Source organism: Paenibacillus ferrarius, from assembly GCF_002027705.1.
Taxonomy (GTDB): Bacteria; Bacillota; Bacilli; order Paenibacillales; family NBRC-103111; genus Paenibacillus_E; species Paenibacillus_E ferrarius.
The window spans coordinates 175,345-196,187 of record NZ_MBTG01000056.1 but is presented as its reverse complement, the minus strand read 5'-3'; the positions used below and the strand labels follow the sequence as shown (position 1 = coordinate 196,187).

Sequence of the window (20,843 nt, the reverse complement as noted above, 5' to 3'; positions counted from 1 at the left end):
TAAGCACTTTTTAAAATTGGCTGAAATAGCCTTTATTTAAAAGAGTTTTTTAGTGATCCAATAAACTCTACATAACTTTTCTTTTCTTATTAATACTTTTTCTTTTGAATTCTAGTTGCTTTTCTTTTTGACAATCCTCACAATATTTATGCCCCTTTGATTTTTTCTGAAAGGTAATTCCACATATCTTGCATTTGGTTATAACCTTGCTACCTCTAAATTGGTCATATGTATAAGCAAAATTCCTAAAATCAGTTATGGTTATTGCTACTTCTGAATCTTCATCTTTATCAGCAAACAAAACTTTGACGAAAATGGATTTGCCATTTTCTTGATTTGGAGATACATGACCAGTTTGTTTCAATTCATTGATTAGCAGCTTATTTTTATAAGAATATGAAAGAAATGCCTCTTCAAATACTTCTCGATTGCAGAATACCCCATAGTTCACATTATCTTGACAGTTATCAGACTTGGCTCTTCCAATCTTGCTCAGAACCAACATTACATAAGCAAGTCTCTCTAATTCAAAATTACTAAGCATCGAAATCTTATAGAGTTCATTCTTAGTTATATGTATTTGATCAATATCTGTTAATCTTAACTCTTTGTTCTCTTTAATCAGTTTCTTCTTCTTCTGAAAGTAGTAGTTCACATTTTTTTTGACAATATCCTCAAGCTCTTCTTCTTCATATCTCTTATTAACCTTATCATTTTTTATTTTATCGACTTTTTTATAAATATTACACGCATATCTTAAAACACAGTTATATACTTTTCTTTTATCCAATCCGTTAACTACATAATACTTAACAAGAAGTCTTATAGGGTTAAATAAATTAGGATCAATATAGTTTTCGAAAATAATTTTATGCAGATACTTCTTCTCATTTAGTATTTTTTCCATCTACACACTCCTAATAAAAGATTTTGTCATTCTAAATCTTTTGCCATTAAAATTAATATCTCCATTCTCATCTAGAACTGGAATATTAATTACGAAATCATTACTTTGACATAGGTTACGAATAATCTGTTCTCCACAAATATCCCATGCAAACTGCTTAGACTTACTCTCATTTAACTTTGAATAGCAAATATCTAACACCATATCTGTTAGTTCGATCATATTGCTACATATTTCTAAAGAGCTATTTCTAAATTCATCAACAAATTGACGACTTTGTTCATTTGACTCTTCTTTATCGATATCATCCTGTTTACTTATTTTCTTATAAGATTGCATAAGTGCATTGTGTTTATTATATAGCTTCTGCAATTGTTTATAATGTTTCTGATTGTATTGAATGCCTGATTTCATTACTGTATAATCAAATTTTTCTTTATTGCTGCCTTTTTTAATACCTTTGAATTCTTCCTCTACTTTCCAACAAATTCGATTCATTGTTGAAGGTGCTAAGGATACTGGGATATAGCTATAATAATTAAATACAAAATTTTCTTCTGCCTTATCCCTGTCTTGCTTGGTCAGCATATCCTGTAGTTTAATCCCATAGTTAAAAATACAGTTATCTTCATGCTTTCTTACGTATTCCTTATATTTTTTGCTTGTTTCAGGGTATCTATAAATAAAGAAGTATGGCTGTTTATCGGCTAGGATCGATATATTAAGTAGCTTTCTTTGAATATCTTCTTCTGTATCGTACTCAATAATCTGATTTGCATTCGCGCTATACCATTCTTTGGGGAATGGGCTCCACTCTGCTCCTTTTGTTTTGTCGATAGCATTTTGCTGATAATGTTGGACACACTTGATTCTATATTGTATCTCATTATATTCAGCAGTTCCCTTTTCGAATTTAGCCAAGACATTGTAGAGAGAAGTTCCCCTGTTTGTTACCTTGCCAATATCATCACCGAATGATAACTTGTTAGCAATTTGCAAGTCATCTTCTTTGGGGACAATTGGCTTTGCCGTACCTTGTTCACATATAATAGGTTTCAATTCCTTAATTACTCGTAATAAAACTGAGTTATTAGTTGTAAGATTGGAATCTGAATCATAATCTTCACCGTTTTGCGCGTGAGGAGTCGTATCAAAAGCATTGAATATATTGACTGTTTTCATGTGTTTGTACCAAAGCTTCATTTTATCTGTATCTTTAAAATTCAAGATTCGAATATTGTTTGCCACAGACATCGGAGCTCTAAAGCAAGCAACCCTATTTACACCATTATCACTCCAATATCTTGAATAATGCTCTCCTGCTTTCAAAAGGCCAGTTACTTTCATATTGAATATTGTTTGGCACAGCGCATACGGATCACCAGATGCAATAGCAAAGTTCCCTCGGACAACTAAGTCTCCTTTCATTGCATCAACTATTCTTTTACTAATCAAATCTTTAACCTTATTCTTAACATATGGGTCATTAATTAATTTTGGTTCAATCATCAGTGCATTAGTATAGTCGAAATTTCCTTTTATTTTATAACCTTTTTCTTTTAAATCTTCACCTTTAAGGTACAATATGGTCTTTCGATAATCACTACTCATAATATCATTAATAGTATCCACTGTTGGCCTTACTAATTCTTCAATATCGGCATCTGAAAGCTCTAAAGATTGAATGAACTGATAATTCAAGTCTCTCTGATTTTCTAGTGATTTCGGTGTCACTTTTGTAATACTGAAAGTAAAACCATTCTTATTACAGCATCCTATGTATTCCTCAATACTTTTATAGGCTTTCCACAACTTCAACATAGATGTGGTCAAAATCAATTGAACATCCCTGATGTCTTTGGCAGTTTTACTCCATACATCAAATACTTCGTATTTTTCCTCTGCCTCAGTTTTTGCAAACTCGTGGAAGTCAAATGGGAAAATCATACCTTTCAGAAATGCATTCCGCATGCAGCCGCCACTATTGATACCCCATTCCTCTGCTAATTTTGGAGATATTAGTCCAAATCCATCAGAAGCATTGTTTTCTATTGTATATCCTTCTACTTCCTCAACAGTTGGATAATTCTTTCCTTTTTCATCATAGATTCGGATAACATCCTCTTTAAATATTGTTTTACAATCGTTTACCACTAGAATTTTCTTTGGATCTAGACTTCCCACAGATAATGAAGATGACGCAACTAGTGATTTATATGCTTCCAGTTTAGCCGCGGGTATTTTTATTTCCATGTCTCTTCCATTTTCAATTCTTCTCACTAACTCACCATATATATTATCTGAAGCATAGAATAAAGTCTTATTCTTTACCCCGCCTGCAGTACCAAATAGACGCTTATATTTAACTCCATCAATGGTAAAGCCTTTTTTACTATTCAATCTATCAAAGTGCTCTGGCTTATTCATGGTGATCATGACTAAATCCTTAATATGTAACATGTCTCTTAATTTCTGATTCAACTCTTTTAGCTTTATTAAATTTGCTTTTGATGACTCATAACTTTTAAGATCAGTAATTTCTGCTTCTAATGTGGTAAGATTATCTCTGAATTCTAGTTCATCGATACCTTCAATACGACGAAGAATTCTAATAAGTGTGCTTTCTGATAGTCCAACCACCTCCTCACTCTTCCGCAACTTAGCAAAGTCTGTGACAAAGTTCCACTTAGTCTTCTTAATGCTTTCAGAGTTGATTTTATAAATTGTATAAGATTTACCTTGCTTCAAATTCAGAATTCCTCCATTCGTTTACTAATGATCCAGTTGTAGTATCAACTCTCTCAATTGTGACTTACATCCCTTTAATTTAAAGCAAGGAATACCAAGCTCCTTGGCGTACTCCACACACATATAAGTCGCATTGTGTGAAGTAGCTGTAAGAACCAAGAATATAGCCTTAGAACGCTTGAGTTTGCCCAATATGCGTTTTGGATGCTCTCCTCCATCATGTATTAACTCAAGATTTAAATCGTCTGTTACTGCCTTATACCACTTTTTCTGGCCGCCTATTATCGTTATGTATTTCATTATTATTTTTATTTTATATTTATTTATTGTTATTATGAGTCAAGCTGATTATACAGTCGATCAATGTATACCTCCATATCATCCCGTACTTCAATTGTATAGAATTCTTCAAGAAGTCCTTTTTTCTCTAACCAATCTTCGATATAATCCATGCAATTTTTATAGTGCCATTGATAAGATTGTTTTTCCTCAAAAATAACTGTCTTAGCATATTTAGGTTTAAACTTATCATATGGTGTTGTTTTTCTTTTGCTTGCTTTTGCTAACCCCACAGCTTTAAACAATCTACCGATTCTATTGGAACTAATTGATACTCTAAACATGTCTCCAAATTCACCTTGATCGACATAATTAGATGATGTTTGTGAAACTCTAGCTGTGCTGATAGCCATCTCCTGTGTTTTGCTAATTTTATCATCAATGCGTTCAATATCTGTTTTGATTTCAGTTTTAACAGTCTGAACAGTTTGATTTAATTCTAACGAGTTTGCTGTTACAACTTGTTTGACTTGCTCTCTAATTTCATCAGTGACAGTGTTCGTTAGTTCACTAATAATTTCGAAAGTATTATTTTGCCCCAAAGCTAGTTTTTCAAGAATTCTTTCCATTTTATTAACTTTTACTTCTAATGAATTTGTCATATATTAAATAACCTCCACGTTTGTTTTTTTAACATCAATAATATTTTTATTAACTCCAATTACATCATCATGTTTCACTTCTTGAAGAATATTCCTAGCCCATTTATATACACCATAAATACTTCTCACATATTCTTTTCTTGTAGCATCGGGAATTTCATTAAAAACCTCAGAAAGATAATCATATCTACTCATTTCTTTGGTAAAATCAAGCATTTTTAAAGTTACTTCGCTTGCTTTTGATACGAGTTGAAAATTAGTGTTTTCACCCATGAACTTATTAATGATTGCATTTTTCTCATTTAATTCTTTTAGTGATTTACGATACTTTTCAACATACCCCTCCTTTTCCTTAATTTGCTCTTCTAATCTAGTAATTTTATCAAGAGTTTCAGGCTTATCCACCATTATATTGTTAGTGATAAACTCAGTCTTAGTCTTTTCATTTTTTAAATTGATTAACTCCAATTCTAGCGTTCTTTTATCTTCAAGTGCATTCGCTATTTTAGTTTCCGTATCCTTACTATTTAGAAGTTGTTTTTTTAATTGTTCATTTTCCTTTCTAAGCTTTTTGGATTCGTCAAGTGTCATTTCACTAATTGCTTCTCCTCTCTCTTCAAATAAAACTTCTTGCTCTTCTTCTGTTAGATATGCTAGTTGCTCTGCTGCTCTCACACTAAACTTTCCAGACGATACAAGTGATTGAAGTTGTGGAATAAGTTCATTTAATTTGGCAAGTCTGCGTGTCGTTCGTTCGTCTTCCCCAATATAATCTGCCATTTCTTTTGAACTTCGGACTTTTGGTCCAAGGTCACTACGACTTCCCTTTTTTATGTTCCAATAATCTTTTAAAAACTGAATAATTCTAGCCTTTTTTATTGGATCTCCTTCGGCTTCTCCGCGGCGTTCAGTATTCTCAGCAATTAACATGTACTCGGCTTTCCACTCATCGACATCAACAATCTCAACTGGGACTTCTGACAATCCTAAATCTCGTGCAATCCTATATCGTTGGTGACCACTGATAATTGTATAAGCTGTCGTAACCTTTAGAGGATCGCGTATACCATATGTATTGATGCTGCGTTTGATTTCTTCATACTTATCACCGACAACATCAGTAAAATAGTATTCATTCTTTGGATGTGGATTTAGTTTTTCAATTTGAATCATTCCCATAATTACTCCTTTTTTATTTATAATATTATTTTTACTTTTAATTAAATGCCTTTAAACCATTTTCAACACCTCCCATTAACAATGTAACACGACTTTTATTTTATGTAAACAGTTATTTTTATTTTATATAAATCATTTTTTATAGATAATTCTTGGATAGCCTACTCCATTTTCTGTAACTGTTGGTGGAATGCCTAGTTCCGCGGATAGCTTCTTGTTAAGTTGAAATTTGATTAACCCATACTTTTGCATAAACTCAAAGATAATCTTCTTCATCTGTCTCTCTTTGCCTGTCTTGGATGTAATAATAGTCAAGTCAACATTCTCCAAAATCTCTTTCTCTGTCGTCCAGCCATTCTCACTGATCAATTTCATACCAACTATCTCAATTTCTGTAGTCATCTTATGGCTTTTTTCTCTAATCTTAGTTTTCTTTCCCCCCATCTGAGGAAACACTCGATTTGCTTCTTCTTCATTAAGTGTTCTTGCTATTGTCTCCCACGACCATGCTTTCATTGTGAACTCACTATTTCTATATTCTAGAGCTTTGTCTTCAGCATCAACTAATACATCTTGAGTAAGTGGGTATGCAACATAATGTTGAATTAAATTATATGAGTCCTGATTGTTTAATGCTTTATTCTTGATTATGTATTTTTTTGATTCCTTCAACATTCTATCTGGGATCTCAGATTCCTTTAATTTTTTAATGTACTTCAAATATGTGAATAGCGATAACCTATCTCCGAGTCTCTTTACACTTTTGTTCTTACCGTAGACTTTGTTAAAATGACCTATGCTTGCATAAAACAATACTTCTGACTGCTCTGAAGAATAGTGTTCAGGTGGGAGGTAGTCCTTTGCAATGCTCCAAAAATTTACTAAATCACCTATGTAGTTTTTGATCAACTTGTATTGAATTGGTTGTGAATACGAAAATTCTTCACTTTGAACATAGCGAATATTCTCATCTAAAAACTCGATTTGTTCCTTTTGCCATTCTGTTTGATGAAATCCAATTTTATAGACCTGTCTGAGAAAACGTAAAGCTTGAAGTCTATTGCATTTTAGCAGCCACTCAACACATTTGATTACATTTCCAGTACCAAACTTACAATTGGAACTGTTGCAGCAGTATAGAATGTCATTTGATTTATCGCTCTTGAATATGCTTGCGCTTGGTGAATTGTCGTCATGAAATATACATCTGAAGGTTGGGGCATTGATTCCTAAGAATAGTCTTAAGTCTTGGCTTTTGATATGTTCGACTGTTTCACTATATGTATAGAAGTCTACAGCATTAGGATTAAGTATTGTATGTAGCCTATCTATATTCTTAGACTTAATGTACTCCAGCATATTGTCTTGTTGGATATTGAGCTGAGTATTACTATTGATGATAACTTTAGATGGGGGGTTTTGGTGACTATTATATTCATTAGATAATACCCTAATGCTATCAAAGTCACATAAACCACCACCATTATTTTTACTCTTATTGATGGACGAGGCTATAACAATGGGTATTCGATTAGAGTAATTTAATTCGAAAAGCTCTTTGCCACCATAGAACATTCGTGCAACCTCAGAGCAATTTGTATCTATGTAAGGATACTTCGATTCAAAATAATTGTATGTTGATATGATATCGTTAGATGAATAACAGACTTTTTCTAATGCAAATACAACACGAAACTTTGGATGATCTGGTTTGTGGCTGAATGATGTGTAAATGAACATTGCAGTATCCTTAAACTCCTCTAACGCGGCCGCTAATGTCATCTTGATATCTTTAACTTTGATTTTCTTTTTGGGATTATCAGGATCAGGAATACTCTTTTCATTGTCAAAATCTAAACAAATTATTTCTTGCGACTTCCAATTTAATTGAGCTCTCTTTTTTTCTCCAACTTCAGTTAGCGTTACTGGAACGAATGTCTTCCCTTTAACTATTTCTTGTGCAAGTTCTGCAGCCGTAATATCTACTGGATATTTGCTAATTCTATTGGATAGCACAGGTATTTCACTTCCTGTTGGCTTCTTGCTAAACGGATATGTATCTAATAATAATTTCAAACAGCGAATCATCTCCCTTATGTAGTTATAAATTCTTCCAATTTCCTCCCTCCAATAAAAATGTAACACATATAATTTATTATGTAAATATTATTTTTAGTTTATAATAAAGAAAAGAAAAAACAGCCTATACTACGGCTGCTTCCTCCTTGATTGCCCAGTGTTCCCAACTTACTGTTTCTACGTTACTTTGAATCCAGCTTATTACATCTTCTGACTCACCAAGACACTGTTTATTCTCGACGTTGTAGAAGTAAACTGGAAAGCCGAAGTACTTCTCCATCTCTTTCTGGAGCTTAGCAACGTAACCTATATCTACTAAATCGGATGAGTTTAACGACACGATAACGAAGGTTCTACCTACTTTGTGCTTTTGGGATAATTTAATGAACATATGATGACCCTCTCTTTCTATCGGACAATTTAATATAGTTTGTATGTCCGTATAATTAATGATAGCCACAATAGATCCATTTTATGCCTATGTAAAACAAAAAAATGAGTTTTATAGTGTCGTATGTTAGGGATAAAGGAGAGTTTAATCATAGAAAGCCTTATGTATCAAGGTTTGAGGGGGATAATGTAGGGGAATATGTTGAAAAAATAAATTTTAGCCGAAAAAGTAGGTATGGAAAATAGTATATAAATAAAGAAAAATATAATAGTTTTATGAGTGGGAACATGATTAAAATTTATGGAATATGGGCATGGATTAGGAGTTAAATTGAGGAGCTGAAGATGAAAGTAAAAGTGGAAAATTGGGAAGATGCTGTGGGATAATCAGTTGCAGCCCCTCACTGTCTCACTTACTTTTTGTAAGGTGTGAACCATCCCCCCACCTATGAAAAGGCTTATATATAAAGGATAGATCCCGATATCTATATATTATCAGGATATATAATAGTAAGTAACTTACATGAATACTCATTGATAATAGCTTGTTTAACAAGGATGTGACGATTAAAAAGGTTTATGTATAAAGGGATATGTATAATACTAGCATAGGGACACTAAACGCCCCAGTTCCCATTCTGTTAATAACAATAACGACTTAGTTCAATTGATAAACTATTGGTATTAGTTTGATGTTAATATATCATCACACTCATATTACATTAACTTACATGTTAACTATATAATTATCCACTCTCTACGTTATAGCCATTACCTATCACCATAATCCATCCAATAACTATCACCTATCAACATGCCATCTACCATTCTCACTATACTATTCACCTAACATGATCCATTCCACTATTCACTCACTCACCTTTCCCTAACCCACTATCATCCATCCTAACGCCTCAGGAAGCCCTAAATACAACGTTACACCACATAACCTCACCTACACTTTCATTAGCACATAATACGCCTGAAACGCCGTTACGAGCCTCATTCTATAAAATAAAAATAACATTTGACTTTAAACTAAAAATAACTTATAATAAAGAAGTACCAAAGAAACACAAATACATAGAAGGGAATGACGCCAATGATATGGTTAGACGTCATTAAAGCCCTAGCACCTGCTTTAATCGGGGCATCGGTTTCCATCTTCCTCTACTTCGCAAATAGGCGAGATAGACGAAATGAACGCGAAGCAGACGAAAGAAAGCAGGACATAGTAAAAAGCGATGCTTCACTCCCGCCAAGAAGTAGAAAGCACCGCAAACGCTAGACAAGCAACTAAGGGAAGGTTGGAGCCTTCCTTTAGTTCCTTTATTATATCATATCCAAGAAAAAGGAGGAATATCACATTGACTAAAAACAACGCGATTGTAATCGCAATACTACTTATACTGGGTTCACTAACGTCACTATTCACAGGTACATTCAATCAACTACCAATGTACATAAAGATAGTCATATACACGCTTATTTGTGTGACGATAGTGTTTAGTGTATTGAATGTAATCAATTCTAAGCCTAAATAATGGTATGCAATGATAATACAAAAATGTTAATATATTCGTAGTTTCCATATTACAACAATGAGGAGAATTACTATGAATGATTATAAAGACGATCTTCGCCAAGTAGTTATAAATTACAGGGACGAACCACTTTCAGGAGATAAGGTTCATGTGATTGCTAGAGTTAATGGTAAAGAAACAATCAACAATTATTACCAAGTGTATGCAAGTGTAGAAACTAACTATAGTCGTATTTACTTTGTATGGGACGAAGATGGTGTTATTCCTGCTGAATTCCAAGAACATTATCCAAATTCAAGCAATAGATATCCTGTATCATTTTCATATTTCGAGAATGAGGACATTTTGCATTTAGAAGGTAACTATTTCGGTAAGTCCTATAAGTTAGTTGTTCAATTACCACCAAAACGTCCAATCTAAATATAAGCACTCACTAAAAAATCTACATTGTACTAAAACACAAAAATGCCAATGCCCATAACCTTATATGGGCTTTTGGCATCTATATAATTATTTTCAGTCAATTTTCAATATAATATTTGTCTTCTCTTTGGATTATGTTGTGAAGTTTGAATATTTCCTGAATTGGTTCTTTCATTATATTAGACAATTTATAAGCAATTTTAATATCAATACTCTCAGAGCTAAAAATTTGACTAATCCTTTGTTTGCTAAGTTCTAAATGGTTTCCAATCTGCTCCTGAGTCAATCCTTTAGCCTTCGCTAGTTCGCGTGTTCTATTTTCGAGTCCCTCTGATTTAAAAATTTTAATTTGATTATCAATATATTCTGATGCTTTCTTGTCAAAATATGATTCATTACAATTGGAGCATTGGATTACTGGAATCCCACTAATCACCAACTTTTTCCCATCAACTTCATATTCCTTCGAAATAAATTTTTCAACAAACACGTCCTTCCTGCAATTAACGCAATTAAAATTCAACATACTTTTACACTCCCTTATACATAATAGAAAACTCTGATATTCTCTAGGTTAAATCTAATATTCTCCAGTACTACATCTGATAAACTCCAGTGTTAAAACTGTATATTCTCCGCATTCTCTAGTGTTTAATCTGTATATATATTATGAAGATAAGGCTAGGATTATTAATCCATAGCCGTTATCACTATAACTACATTTTGGCCTGAAATTTCTACAGCTAACCGTTGCTTTTTAAAACCACCCTCAATTTTATACGTTGATATTGAGTTGATGACATCGGTTCTAATAATTTTAGTAGGGTTACAAAGTACATCTTCAACATCTTGTATGCTCATACCTCTTACTATTCTCTGATCAGTTGCATGATTTGTAAGTATGTATGAACCTAGATCAGACAATTTCTTTATTACCTTTAAGATAGCGTCATCTTGATTCAATGCTTGCACCCCCTTGTCTAACGCTTAATACCATAATACATTGATATATACATTAAGTCAACTATTACTTTACTTTTTATTTTTTCTATATATACTTGTCAATTTCATTGTTTCTCCTTATCTAAAATGTTGATTTAATTATTTTTAGTATAAATGACCTCTAAGCTTACATAACCGTCCTCTAGCTCCTCTGAATAGTCTCTTTGTACAATTGTATTCATTGCCGCGGAATCATGCTTTAGAATGGCATTGTGAAGATCCTCGCTATATATGGACTTCAATAAAATAAAATCGTTTAGTTTTAGCATTAACTAATCTCCTTTATGTCACCTAATAAAAGTGAGGTTTTTATTTTGCTTTATCATCTTCATGTTTTATTTTTGCCTACTCAATACTTCCTGTTACATAAAAGTTTGAAAAAAAAGAACCGACAACTCCACTTTTACAGTGTTTTTGAAGGTTCTTTTTTACGGATTAATAAGTAATCAACTACAATACTACAAATTATCGTAAATTTGCTGATTGCTCTTTTTCCTTTAGTTTTCTTTTTGTAGCTGTTTCTTTCTCTATAGTTGGTTTTGCCTTGGTAACGTTACCTTTGTTGTCGACTTCTTCTTTATCATCTTGAATCCCATCTAATTCTAACCTCGCTAGAAATTTAAATCCTTCCTTAGACGTTTGGATTTTTTCTAATTTTCCTGATTTTACTTTATCAACTAAACCATAGATCATTAATGTGGGAGCTACTTTAAAAAATAATAACTTTGCACTTTCATTCATACCATAAGCATTACTGATTCCTACAGCATAATGATTTTTGACAGACTTGAATAATTGCAAATAACTAATCTCTTTTGTATCAGGATCAACTTCTTTAGGCAAAACAATTTTTGTATCTGTTAATATTTTAATTAATTCATCATATTCGTACCCATTTATTAAATCAGTTTTCGATGATTTAACCTTTAACTTATCAATCTCAAGTAAGTACTTTGCGTTTTCCTTCAATAGTCTCGCATTTTCATTCAATAATCCGTTCACATCTGGAACATCCTTGCCAGATACCCAACCCGATAAATCATTTCTATTTTCAATCTCCCTCAATGATTTGAAGATACTAATCTCTATATCTTTATCGTCATCCACAGGACTAATTAGTTTTGTTCCTAGTAAATCTTCTCTAAAATTCTTAAGTAATTGTGGATTATTTTGTTCTGTAGCATCTTTATATCCAATTTTAACTATTTTGTTTTGTATCGCGGAATCGCTCAAAACAATAGCGAATCGTGGTTTACTTATTTCACCTGCATAGTCATATTCCCAATGTGTGTAACTTTTACCTGTATCTTTGTCTATTGATCCATAACGACCACCTAAAATTAATACGTAGACGTCTGACTCATCTATCCATCTCTTAATTATTTCCTTTTGTGATTCATCTCCAGCTGTAAACAACTCCATACCAGCAGGAATATGTCCAGTGTTTAAGACAGATTTTACAGCAACTTGTCTTTCATCTCTCAAATCTGTAAAAGTCGAAGAGATGAATACTTGTAGTTTTTTCCTCATAGTAGAGTTCCCCTTAAATTTTATAGTCATATTATACTATGTAATGGAAAACATAGGAATATTGACAATATATTTTTGTTAGTTTCTAGTAATATTAATATTCTAATATTTGGTATCTCAAAAACTAGAGTTCTTGATAAAGTTGAATAAAATAGAACCCTTAATAGGCTCCTTAAACCCTAAATTAATTTTTTACTTTAAAATAATTTATCTATATAACTCGCATTAAAATTGTTCTTTCATCAGTTGTTCATCATGTAGGAAAATGATTTTGATGGATACCCTTTAGTGAATACAATTTCCCATTATATGTCAAACTCTAAAGATTAGCCAATTGATAACAATAGAAATCACATAGCAAAAGTAAACACTAAAAACCCTGACACTACAAATGTCAGGGAAATTATTTAAAATGTATAATGGCTTACAATGAATCCCACAAATCGCCTATAGAGTTATCCTCAACCTTAGAATTGTCCTTAATTTTCTTTTCTTTACTATTAATAATATCTTTCAATAGTTCTGCTCGAAGAGTCAACGTATCATACTTTTCATAGGATTGAATCAACTGTTCAATATTTTCCATCCTTGAAATTGCACTAGATCCACTAATTAGTATTAATTCATGTCTATCCAACACACTTCCCAATTCACCAGCTAACGCTTTTAAGCTTATATTGATTTCACTTGGTAATTCCGAATTATTAAAAACTAAAGCTCTATGTCCGTTAGTGTGCCACCACAATTTTTCATCATCAAAATATTTCTCTACATACTCACTAGCATTTTCAATTAGCTTGCGTACATCTTCTTTAAATGCTTTTAATATAGCAGTATCTAGTAATTTGAGCGTTTCTTCATTATCGGTAATCAACTTTCTTGCGTTCTTTTCGTACCAAACACCAATGTAATCCACTACTGCTTTTTTGAACTCGACTTTTTCAACTTCCATGTTAAGAATGTATTTACGCAACGATTCTTTTTCACTTTTACTTTCATCTTCTTGGTTTATTGTCATCTTTGTCGCTCCTTTAGTTGTTGTATATATATTAAAACACTTTCCACTATATGGATCAACATTTTGTGCCTTCTTCTTTAACTTATGCTAGTTTTGGAAGCTTCTATTTTCCATTCCTCTTTTAACCTGTTAATGAGTTTCATCATTTCCCCATCATCACTTTGCTTCGACTGGCCTTGATACTTGACTTTTTTATTGACAACTTTTTGTATAACACAATAAATATATAGTCACCTCGATTTCATTAAAAATGAGTGTGGTTACTTTGCCTATTCATCTAGTAACCACACTTTGTTTATATGTATTATTTTTACTTTACACTACCCTTTTATCATTTCCATATTTAATTGAAAGCTCTTTAACAATACTAAAATAGATTTCTTTTAACTTCTTATCTGCTTCGATTGCATCAAGATTGTTTGCTTTCTTAACGTCTGTCTCTCTAATGCCTTGTTCACGCATCCTATCTTGAATGTTCTTAACCCGTTGTTTTAAGCGACAACTAGCACGTTCTTGAAGTAGTTCATATGATTCCCTTCTAACAGTCACAAAGTCATCATTACGTCCACCCAAATTCTTAGCAGCCTTCTTTATTAGTTGGTTGATTGAATCTCTCCAATCGTCATCACGTTGGACAATCGTCTCGCGGATATCATCAACAACATTCTGTACTTGTTTAATTTCTTGTTTAGCTTCTTTAATCTCTGTTTGATTTTCAAGTGCTATCAACTGAGTTTTAGCTAATCCATCCCATAAGGTTTTGAACATAATCAATTCTGGTGAAAGTTTCGAAAGGTCGAACTGCTGTTGCTCTTTGAAGTTAAAATATTCATTCAATAGCTTATGATATACTTCCCAAGACATATCATCTTCCATAGCCTTGATTAGAATTTTATACCCACGCTCAGATAAGAGGTAGATGTTTTTTGAGTTTGCAATAGATTGCTTTGTGAACCCAAACTCTAAAAGTGAATCCTTCGAAAGGATTGAGATTAAATCAATCAAATCCGTAGCACCTTCAATATTAAACTGCTCAATGTTGTTGTTAATCAACTCATTAACTTTAAACAAATCTCTTTCATGGATCTTCGCAATTGTTTTTGCCAACAACACTGGCTTGTCTTCTCCGAACCCTCCAAATACTTTTGGGATCTCTTTCCCCATAAAACTAACTGTACCTTTTACCTGAATCTCATTTGTCATTCTTCTTATCATTCTCCCTTATGATTAGTTTACAGGATATTCCTGCATGATTAGAATAACACCAAATACAAATTAGCATAATTGTTATTTTTTACTTTACACTCAACGTAAAATGTTTTGTTTTACAAAACAAGTGTTTTATATTACAATACGAATACCGAAATAAGAACAAATGTTCCAAATATAGGAACAAAAAAAGCGGCTTGCTAAGCCACTGAGAACTAAGACTATACTTCTTCAAAATCGTCATCCATTAAATCAATGGGTATTCCATTGACCATTCTTAAAGTGAATTCATATTTAATTAAATCACCTATGGTGTATCTACGTTCGAAGCAATTCTTAAAAGCAATAATATTCAAAGTATCAAGAATTTTGATTAATGTATCAAACTTCACTGCTTGAGTTTTGCCGTGAACCATTTCTAAAAGCGTTGTTGGTCTAACTTTCGCTTCCACCGCTAAATGATTTCTAGTTATTCCAAGCTCATTTAATATTTCATCTAAATGAAGAGTAATTTTTGACATAGCTTCTCACAATGTCCTTTCCTTAAAAAGCGATATATAAAAGATAACATATTACTTTAAAAAAATAAATAAAAATAGTATCACATATAAAGATACACTATTGACGTGTCACTATTTAAGTGATACTATATGAGTATCGAGTTAAACAAACGAAAAATTAAGGAGTTGCCTCAATGAGCAATCGCTACAATCAAATTATTGAAAAGATCAGGCTGGCACGAGAGGCAGGTAACGAAAAGCAAGTTAAAATGTGGCGCAATAAGCTTTCAAAGTGGCGAGCAGAGTACGGAGCTAACCAACCTATAACAAGTTCAAACTACCACAGATACGAATAAAGGAGCTAACCACAATGACACCTTTTCAATTGAAACAAAAAACTGCATGGGACTCTAAGGTGAAGCAAATCATTATTAGCGGTAAAGACCTTGTATCTGTACCACCATTTGGCTTCTACACCAAAGCTGAGTTCCATGAAACGGTTCAAGGCTGGGTTACTGAAGGTTATGTTATTGTATCCTTCACCCATTGCCGCGATACCTTTTACACACAGCTCAAGGATCTACCTTCATACATAGGATCATCATATGAAATTGTTAAAACAAAACCAGTTGACGAAGCGGCTGAACACTACTGTTTCGGAATGGCAATGCAACAAATGTAGCTGTTCTTACGACTCTCTAGTTAGGTAGCAACAACAAAACATATTCTAAAGGAGCGATATACATATGACAAACACTAAAACAGCTAAAGAAGAATTAATTGACTTGGTGGTACTTCACGGAGAAGATCCAGAGTTTGGCGAAGATGAAAATGCAGAGTTTTGGTTGGTCGATATGGTCAAAAAGCATTTCACTGAATTTGATTGTAATGCATTTCTAAATGGATGGACTAAACTTCGTGATTCATTCACTAAAGAGTTATGCAGTTTTAGTGAAGCCATCTTTTAAGCCGCCTGATGAGCTAGTGAGATTCTAGCGAAACGTTTTCCTTCTATGGAAAGCGTAGCGGTAAATTAATCTAAGGAGGTCATCCATATGTTCATGTTATCTAATGAAATAAATCTTTCAGCGATGCCTCAAGCGGATCAAGAAAGAATTGCATCAATATTGGAAAACGCTAAAGCCGCTAACACCAAACTTGCATATGAATCTGATTGGAATAACTTTAAGCAGTTCTGCTCTAAATTCAATTACCTCCCTTTACCTGCTAGTGAAGCAACTTTGATACATTTCATATCTGAAGAATCCAAAACATGCAAACATTCAACCATAAAAAGGAAAATTTCATCCATCTCGAAAGCACATAAAATGGCCAAACTTATGTCAAACACTACTCATCCAATTGTTGAAGAATTAATGGATTCTATTGCACGAACAAAAGGTAATCATTCTACTTCCAAAAAAGCTATGGTATTAGATGATTTAAAGAGAATCATTGATGTGATTGACACCAGTACATTGCAAGGAAAACGGGACAAAGCATTAATTTTACTTGGATGGTCTACTGCCTTAAGACGTGGTGATATTGTTTCAATTAATATGGAAGATTTGGTTTTTACTGATAAAGGCTTGGAGATTGACGTATTCGAGCAAAAGAAGAAAAAGCAAAGAAAAATAGTAATTCTCCCTGCTAACAACAACTATTGTCCAATCGAAACGCTTCTTGTCTGGTTAAAAGAAGCACGAATCAAAAGCGATTCTATATTTCGTGCAGTCAACAAGGCCAATAACGTTGGTGAACGACTTTCGGGTGAATCAGTAGCTGATATTGTAAAAAAACATGCAAAGGCTGCTGGACTCAATCCTGAACTCTACGCTGGGCATTCGCTTAGAAGTGGACACATAACAGCGGCACATGATGAAGGTTTTGATTTATCAACTATCCGTCAACATACTGGACATAGTTCTATTGAAATCATTGATCGTCATTATGTCCAAACAATGAATAATTACAAGAACAATACATCTAGTACGTTGAGTAAACTATAACCGCCTGATGAGCTGCTGATTGGTTATCAGTCGAAACCCATCTTGTCCATCGGGCAATATGGTCGCGGTAAACCGCCCGAGGGAGCGTACTTCTCCCCTTGAAATAGATAATCATTATAATAAAAATAATACTATAATACCAATTAAAAGCTTATTAATCCTGCCCAGAAAGGAGCACTCACAATGAAAAAGTATCGCATTCAACAATTAATCAGTACTAATCCAGATGTATGGAAACTCTACAAGCCAAATGGCAAGGTAATTGAAAGTGATGATTTAGAAGTACTTAAACAGATATGTACCGATGTCGGTATGAAAAAAAGAATTATTGAAACGAGTACCTTCACTGTTGCACATAAGTGTGATCGAATAGGAGTATAAAATAAAAATAACGATATTAAGTTGACTAAAGTAAATGTGCGATGTATATTAGTAATGAAGACGCTGGAAAATAAATGAAATAGAGACGAGGGTTTGAGTGGTAGCATTTTTATCTAATAGAATAGCAAACAAGTTATCCATAGTAGTTGAAATTGGATTGGTAGAAGATATGAAAAAGCTATCTACTAAGATATCTAATGTCATTATCAACTACTCAATACTTCTCATTTCACTAGCTACTGGAATAATGGTTCACAATTTAATAAATACTTTGATTGGTTTAATTGTTTTCGGTTTGTTGCGAACATTAAACGGTGGTTTTCACTTGAGGAAGGCTGAACACTGCATTTTCATTACTAGCAGCTTATTGGTTATCTTACCTTTAGCAGCCCCATTCATAGAAAATCATCGCTACATATTCTTATCGTTAGCAGCAATATTTATATTACTTTTTGCACCAACTAAGCGAAGTCATAGAACAAATGTTAGGAAAAGAAAGTTTCTCTCGATAGCTATATGTCTTGTGGTAATTATTCTAAATAATCAAGTTATAGATGCAGCACTCTTCGTTAGTTCCATGACACTTATACCAATCAGGAAGAAACGGTGAAATCATGATTAACTTTGTTAACTTTATGATCTTCTCTTCAATTGAATTCTTATCCGTCATTATTTTAATGCTCACAATTTTTCAATTTACGATTAAGTATTACATAAAAGAGGTAATTTCAACATCTGTAATTATGTCCCTATTCTCTTATTTTTTTGTCATATATGATGTTGGAGAAATATTCGTAGTTCTACAAATATTTTCGCTAATAATGTTATTTAAGTTTGTTTTTAAAGAACGCAATTGGATGTATTCTATTGTCGTTCCTTCAGTAAGTTATATTATTTTTGTATTCTTGCAAGCTATTCTCATTGGTTTGTTTATATATGCTGGATATTTTAATAGTATGCAAGAGTTAAAAGATGCGTTTACTGTAAAGACGTATACTTTTCAACTAATCGAGTTCATCTTTTGCTTATTTATTTGTATTAGCTTTAAAATCTTTAGACAGCAAGGCTTCGCTTTTAGAGCAGATTCAAAAATAAAAAAAATGAACCATTTCATAGGTACTGTTATTGTTTGTGTAATTCTTTCTACTGCCCTTCTTTATGCTTTTAATCAATCACTAACTATACAATACTTTATTTTTGTTTTTGTTGGGCTGATTATTATAACTTTAATATTAATTTACTTTTCTATAAAGAGAAATGAAGCCGAATATGCTCCTGAAGTATATGGCCTCAAAAATGATAAAAAGGAGGTCTAGCATATATGAAAAAACTAGCTATGGTTTTATTGATTACTTGTCTTGTTGTAATTATTGGAGTAACTAGCAAAGTATTTTTTTTACATGATCCTGAGCAAGTTTAATTAAAAGAAGTTATAAATGATTCTCTCTCATTGAAACTTCTTTTGGGAGAGAATCGTTTTATAATTATAGATAAACAATTAATAGTGATTATTGGGGGATAAGTGTATGCTACAGAGACTAACAGAATTGCTTAATCAACTTCGAAGTAGTGATGTAGAGGAGGAAGTAATTGAAGACATTGCTAATATCATAAACGATAGAAAAACACTACTCGTAACAAATGAGAAGACAAAAGTTGCCGAGTGGTTGCCGATAAATGAAATACTTTATGTAGAATGTACAAGAACAACAAAAGCTGTGATTACAACCAAAACTGATACTTACATATATGTTCACAAAGAAATTGATATTATAGAAATGTTAACTCAGATGAAGAATTTCGTTGTTGCCCACAGTAAGGTTTTAATTAATATGGATAAGGTGTTATATTATGATTCATTTAAATATTGGGCTGTATTCTCTGAGGAGTTTAGCGATAGTAAGGATCTAATTTTCACTCAAGTCTATGCAAAATTTATAGATTCTGCCTTAAAACCTGCACTTGGTAAAGAGAAAGATATTTCTGATATGAAGACATTATCTGCAACAAAAATAAACGTACTTTTACATTAATGCTAACCCGAAAGGGTTATTTTTTTTCCTTTTATTCGACAAAAGTTCGACAAAATATAACACAAATGCATATTATAACTGGAAAATCAATCCTACATTTACCTCTAAAATCACAATTCAGCTAGTTTAAAAATCGCCTAATTGTTGGTAAACTTTAATTATCAAAGGAAACGGATGTGATGACAATTGATTGAATTTATAGGAAGTTTGAGAGTAAATTGCAGCGAACAGTCTACCCTCTTACACTCCAAAACTGAATTATAAAGATTTCTTAATAATCATAACCCACATTTAATAAAAATGAAATAAGACATTGGATATATTCAAAAATTTAATAATTTACATTCGGAGGTAACAAATATATGGAAAACCAATTGAACTCATTAACTCATGAATTAGCAATCATAGATATGGAATTGAGTGGCACTCACTCGGACTACATTGCAAGCTTACTGAAAGGTCATAGAGTGGCGGTAACAAGTCAGATTGAACATATCAACTATATGAACAGTGATGAGCTAGAAACGCTTTATAGAGAGTATTACAGCGAAGATAATGCTTATGTTGAACCAACATGGTTTCCTGTTTACTTTGACCGTAGTTTATCTGATCAAGGCCTCTACCCTTTCATGCTCGGATATGATGGTTTTTACGAAGTAAATAAAGAGCTGGCCAAGATTGAGGAAATAACGGAATGGATTGGTTATGTTGGTGAACAAGCTATTATAAGAGATACGATTCTTAGATGTGTTAATGGCTATTACAAATGGGAGGAAATTGAAACTACAGATGAATGTGGCGAAGAAGATTATAATGGTAAGTATGTGATGGTGTTTATCTGAATGAGCAGAGGGTACCCTAATTAATGAGGTACCCTCTTGTTTCCTACTTTCTGTTAAATTTCAATCATTATAATTTGTTTCATCTTGACTTCTCCTGTTGATATCAAC

23 protein-coding genes are annotated in these 20,843 nt (G+C 32.7%); 10 read left to right on the top strand and 13 right to left on the bottom strand.

Going from position 1 to position 20,843, the window contains the following annotated elements:
• Positions 1–67 precede the first annotated feature (67 nt).
• The 6 genes from BC351_RS36135 to BC351_RS36105 form a co-directional block, all read right to left on the bottom strand.
• Positions 68–907 (bottom strand): hypothetical protein, encoded by an 840-nt coding sequence (locus BC351_RS36135; RefSeq protein ID WP_079420250.1) that lies wholly within the window; start codon positions 905–907, stop codon positions 68–70.
• A complete protein-coding gene (locus BC351_RS36130; protein WP_079420248.1) occupies positions 908–3,655 on the bottom strand; it encodes a hypothetical protein in 2,748 nt (915 codons plus the stop codon).
• 332 nt (positions 3,656–3,987) lie between these two features.
• On the bottom strand, positions 3,988–4,596 hold the full coding sequence (locus BC351_RS36120; RefSeq protein ID WP_079420244.1) for a hypothetical protein: 609 nt from the start codon (positions 4,594–4,596) through the stop codon (positions 3,988–3,990).
• 3 nt (positions 4,597–4,599) lie between these two features.
• On the bottom strand, positions 4,600–5,769 hold the full coding sequence (locus tag BC351_RS36115; RefSeq protein WP_158082351.1) for a ParB/RepB/Spo0J family partition protein: 1,170 nt from the start codon (positions 5,767–5,769) through the stop codon (positions 4,600–4,602).
• 138 nt (positions 5,770–5,907) lie between these two features.
• Positions 5,908–7,851 carry a hypothetical protein gene (locus BC351_RS36110; protein ID WP_144028640.1) on the bottom strand — a complete coding sequence of 648 codons (1,944 nt, stop codon included), beginning with the start codon at positions 7,849–7,851 and terminating at the stop codon, positions 5,908–5,910.
• 127 nt (positions 7,852–7,978) lie between these two features.
• Positions 7,979–8,245 carry a hypothetical protein gene (locus tag BC351_RS36105; protein ID WP_079420238.1) on the bottom strand — a complete coding sequence of 89 codons (267 nt, stop codon included), beginning with the start codon at positions 8,243–8,245 and terminating at the stop codon, positions 7,979–7,981.
• 1,615 nt (positions 8,246–9,860) lie between these two features.
• Between BC351_RS36105 and BC351_RS36095 the strand changes: the two genes are divergently transcribed.
• Positions 9,861–10,208 (top strand): hypothetical protein, encoded by a 348-nt coding sequence (locus tag BC351_RS36095; RefSeq protein ID WP_079420233.1) that lies wholly within the window; start codon positions 9,861–9,863, stop codon positions 10,206–10,208.
• 100 nt (positions 10,209–10,308) lie between these two features.
• Here the strand turns inward: BC351_RS36095 and BC351_RS36090 are convergent, their stop codons facing one another.
• The 7 genes from BC351_RS36090 to BC351_RS36065 all read right to left on the bottom strand — a co-directional run bounded on the left by BC351_RS36090 (position 10,309) and on the right by BC351_RS36065 (position 15,491).
• The gene (locus BC351_RS36090) at positions 10,309–10,737 is read right to left on the bottom strand and encodes a YgiT-type zinc finger protein (RefSeq protein ID WP_079420229.1); all 429 of its coding nucleotides are present in this window, start codon (positions 10,735–10,737) and stop codon (positions 10,309–10,311) included.
• A gap of 164 nt (positions 10,738–10,901) precedes the next feature.
• Positions 10,902–11,174: a DUF4258 domain-containing protein gene (locus tag BC351_RS36085; RefSeq protein WP_079420226.1), complete on the bottom strand. Its 273-nt coding sequence runs from the start codon at positions 11,172–11,174 to the stop codon at positions 10,902–10,904.
• A gap of 134 nt (positions 11,175–11,308) precedes the next feature.
• Complete coding sequence (locus BC351_RS42580) at positions 11,309–11,482, bottom strand: hypothetical protein (RefSeq protein WP_158082350.1); 174 nt, start codon at positions 11,480–11,482, stop codon at positions 11,309–11,311.
• A gap of 196 nt (positions 11,483–11,678) precedes the next feature.
• Positions 11,679–12,743 carry a DUF4062 domain-containing protein gene (locus BC351_RS36080; RefSeq protein ID WP_079420223.1) on the bottom strand — a complete coding sequence of 355 codons (1,065 nt, stop codon included), beginning with the start codon at positions 12,741–12,743 and terminating at the stop codon, positions 11,679–11,681.
• Positions 12,744–13,167: 424 nt separating this feature from the next.
• On the bottom strand, positions 13,168–13,761 hold the full coding sequence (locus BC351_RS36075; RefSeq protein ID WP_079420221.1) for a hypothetical protein: 594 nt from the start codon (positions 13,759–13,761) through the stop codon (positions 13,168–13,170).
• Between the two features lie 315 nt (positions 13,762–14,076).
• A complete protein-coding gene (locus BC351_RS36070; RefSeq protein WP_079420217.1) occupies positions 14,077–14,964 on the bottom strand; it encodes a hypothetical protein in 888 nt (295 codons plus the stop codon).
• A 227-nt stretch (positions 14,965–15,191) separates the two neighbouring features.
• Positions 15,192–15,491, bottom strand: a complete 300-nt coding sequence (locus BC351_RS36065) for a helix-turn-helix domain-containing protein (RefSeq protein ID WP_079420214.1) — start codon at positions 15,489–15,491, stop codon at positions 15,192–15,194.
• A gap of 173 nt (positions 15,492–15,664) precedes the next feature.
• On the opposite strand from BC351_RS36065, the gene BC351_RS42575 reads away from it, so the two are divergent.
• The 9 genes from BC351_RS42575 to BC351_RS36025 all read left to right on the top strand — a co-directional run bounded on the left by BC351_RS42575 (position 15,665) and on the right by BC351_RS36025 (position 20,735).
• A complete protein-coding gene (locus BC351_RS42575; RefSeq protein ID WP_158082349.1) occupies positions 15,665–15,826 on the top strand; it encodes a hypothetical protein in 162 nt (53 codons plus the stop codon).
• Positions 15,827–15,840: 14 nt separating this feature from the next.
• Entirely contained in the window at positions 15,841–16,152 is a 312-nt protein-coding gene (locus BC351_RS36060) for a hypothetical protein (protein ID WP_079420210.1), read from the top strand.
• A 64-nt stretch (positions 16,153–16,216) separates the two neighbouring features.
• On the top strand, positions 16,217–16,438 hold the full coding sequence (locus tag BC351_RS36055; protein ID WP_079420208.1) for a hypothetical protein: 222 nt from the start codon (positions 16,217–16,219) through the stop codon (positions 16,436–16,438).
• Between the two features lie 87 nt (positions 16,439–16,525).
• Positions 16,526–17,479, top strand: a complete 954-nt coding sequence (locus BC351_RS36050; protein WP_079420205.1) for a site-specific integrase — start codon at positions 16,526–16,528, stop codon at positions 17,477–17,479.
• Positions 17,480–17,662: 183 nt separating this feature from the next.
• On the top strand, positions 17,663–17,860 hold the full coding sequence (locus BC351_RS36045; RefSeq protein WP_079420202.1) for a hypothetical protein: 198 nt from the start codon (positions 17,663–17,665) through the stop codon (positions 17,858–17,860).
• A gap of 97 nt (positions 17,861–17,957) precedes the next feature.
• Positions 17,958–18,470, top strand: a complete 513-nt coding sequence (locus BC351_RS36040) for an accessory gene regulator B family protein (RefSeq protein ID WP_079420199.1) — start codon at positions 17,958–17,960, stop codon at positions 18,468–18,470.
• A 4-nt stretch (positions 18,471–18,474) separates the two neighbouring features.
• Positions 18,475–19,176 (top strand): hypothetical protein, encoded by a 702-nt coding sequence (locus BC351_RS36035; RefSeq protein ID WP_079420197.1) that lies wholly within the window; start codon positions 18,475–18,477, stop codon positions 19,174–19,176.
• A 210-nt stretch (positions 19,177–19,386) separates the two neighbouring features.
• Positions 19,387–19,893: a hypothetical protein gene (locus BC351_RS36030; protein ID WP_079420195.1), complete on the top strand. Its 507-nt coding sequence runs from the start codon at positions 19,387–19,389 to the stop codon at positions 19,891–19,893.
• A 362-nt stretch (positions 19,894–20,255) separates the two neighbouring features.
• Positions 20,256–20,735, top strand: coding sequence for a hypothetical protein (locus BC351_RS36025; RefSeq protein ID WP_079420193.1), 480 nt, complete (start codon positions 20,256–20,258; stop codon positions 20,733–20,735).
• Positions 20,736–20,843: the final 108 nt, after the last annotated feature.

Excerpts from the sequence above, each read along its gene's own strand:
- BC351_RS36135 (WP_079420250.1), bottom strand. The coding sequence starts at position 907 with ATGGAAAAAATACTAAATGAGAAGAAGTATCTGCATAAAATTATTTTC.
- BC351_RS36120 (WP_079420244.1), bottom strand. The coding sequence starts at position 4,596 with ATGACAAATTCATTAGAAGTAAAAGTTAATAAAATGGAAAGAATTCTT.
- BC351_RS36115 (WP_158082351.1), bottom strand. The coding sequence starts at position 5,769 with ATGATTCAAATTGAAAAACTAAATCCACATCCAAAGAATGAATACTAT.
- BC351_RS36105 (WP_079420238.1), bottom strand. The coding sequence starts at position 8,245 with ATGTTCATTAAATTATCCCAAAAGCACAAAGTAGGTAGAACCTTCGTT.
- BC351_RS36095 (WP_079420233.1), top strand. The coding sequence starts at position 9,861 with ATGAATGATTATAAAGACGATCTTCGCCAAGTAGTTATAAATTACAGG.
- BC351_RS36090 (WP_079420229.1), bottom strand. The coding sequence starts at position 10,737 with ATGTTGAATTTTAATTGCGTTAATTGCAGGAAGGACGTGTTTGTTGAA.
- BC351_RS42580 (WP_158082350.1), bottom strand. The coding sequence starts at position 11,482 with ATGCTAAAACTAAACGATTTTATTTTATTGAAGTCCATATATAGCGAG.
- BC351_RS36080 (WP_079420223.1), bottom strand. The coding sequence starts at position 12,743 with ATGAGGAAAAAACTACAAGTATTCATCTCTTCGACTTTTACAGATTTG.
- BC351_RS36075 (WP_079420221.1), bottom strand. The coding sequence starts at position 13,761 with ATGACAATAAACCAAGAAGATGAAAGTAAAAGTGAAAAAGAATCGTTG.
- BC351_RS36070 (WP_079420217.1), bottom strand. The coding sequence starts at position 14,964 with ATGACAAATGAGATTCAGGTAAAAGGTACAGTTAGTTTTATGGGGAAA.
- BC351_RS36065 (WP_079420214.1), bottom strand. The coding sequence starts at position 15,491 with ATGTCAAAAATTACTCTTCATTTAGATGAAATATTAAATGAGCTTGGA.
- BC351_RS42575 (WP_158082349.1), top strand. The coding sequence starts at position 15,665 with ATGAGCAATCGCTACAATCAAATTATTGAAAAGATCAGGCTGGCACGA.
- BC351_RS36060 (WP_079420210.1), top strand. The coding sequence starts at position 15,841 with ATGACACCTTTTCAATTGAAACAAAAAACTGCATGGGACTCTAAGGTG.
- BC351_RS36055 (WP_079420208.1), top strand. The coding sequence starts at position 16,217 with ATGACAAACACTAAAACAGCTAAAGAAGAATTAATTGACTTGGTGGTA.
- BC351_RS36050 (WP_079420205.1), top strand. The coding sequence starts at position 16,526 with ATGTTCATGTTATCTAATGAAATAAATCTTTCAGCGATGCCTCAAGCG.
- BC351_RS36045 (WP_079420202.1), top strand. The coding sequence starts at position 17,663 with ATGAAAAAGTATCGCATTCAACAATTAATCAGTACTAATCCAGATGTA.
- BC351_RS36035 (WP_079420197.1), top strand. The coding sequence starts at position 18,475 with ATGATTAACTTTGTTAACTTTATGATCTTCTCTTCAATTGAATTCTTA.
- BC351_RS36030 (WP_079420195.1), top strand. The coding sequence starts at position 19,387 with ATGCTACAGAGACTAACAGAATTGCTTAATCAACTTCGAAGTAGTGAT.
- BC351_RS36025 (WP_079420193.1), top strand. The coding sequence starts at position 20,256 with ATGGAAAACCAATTGAACTCATTAACTCATGAATTAGCAATCATAGAT.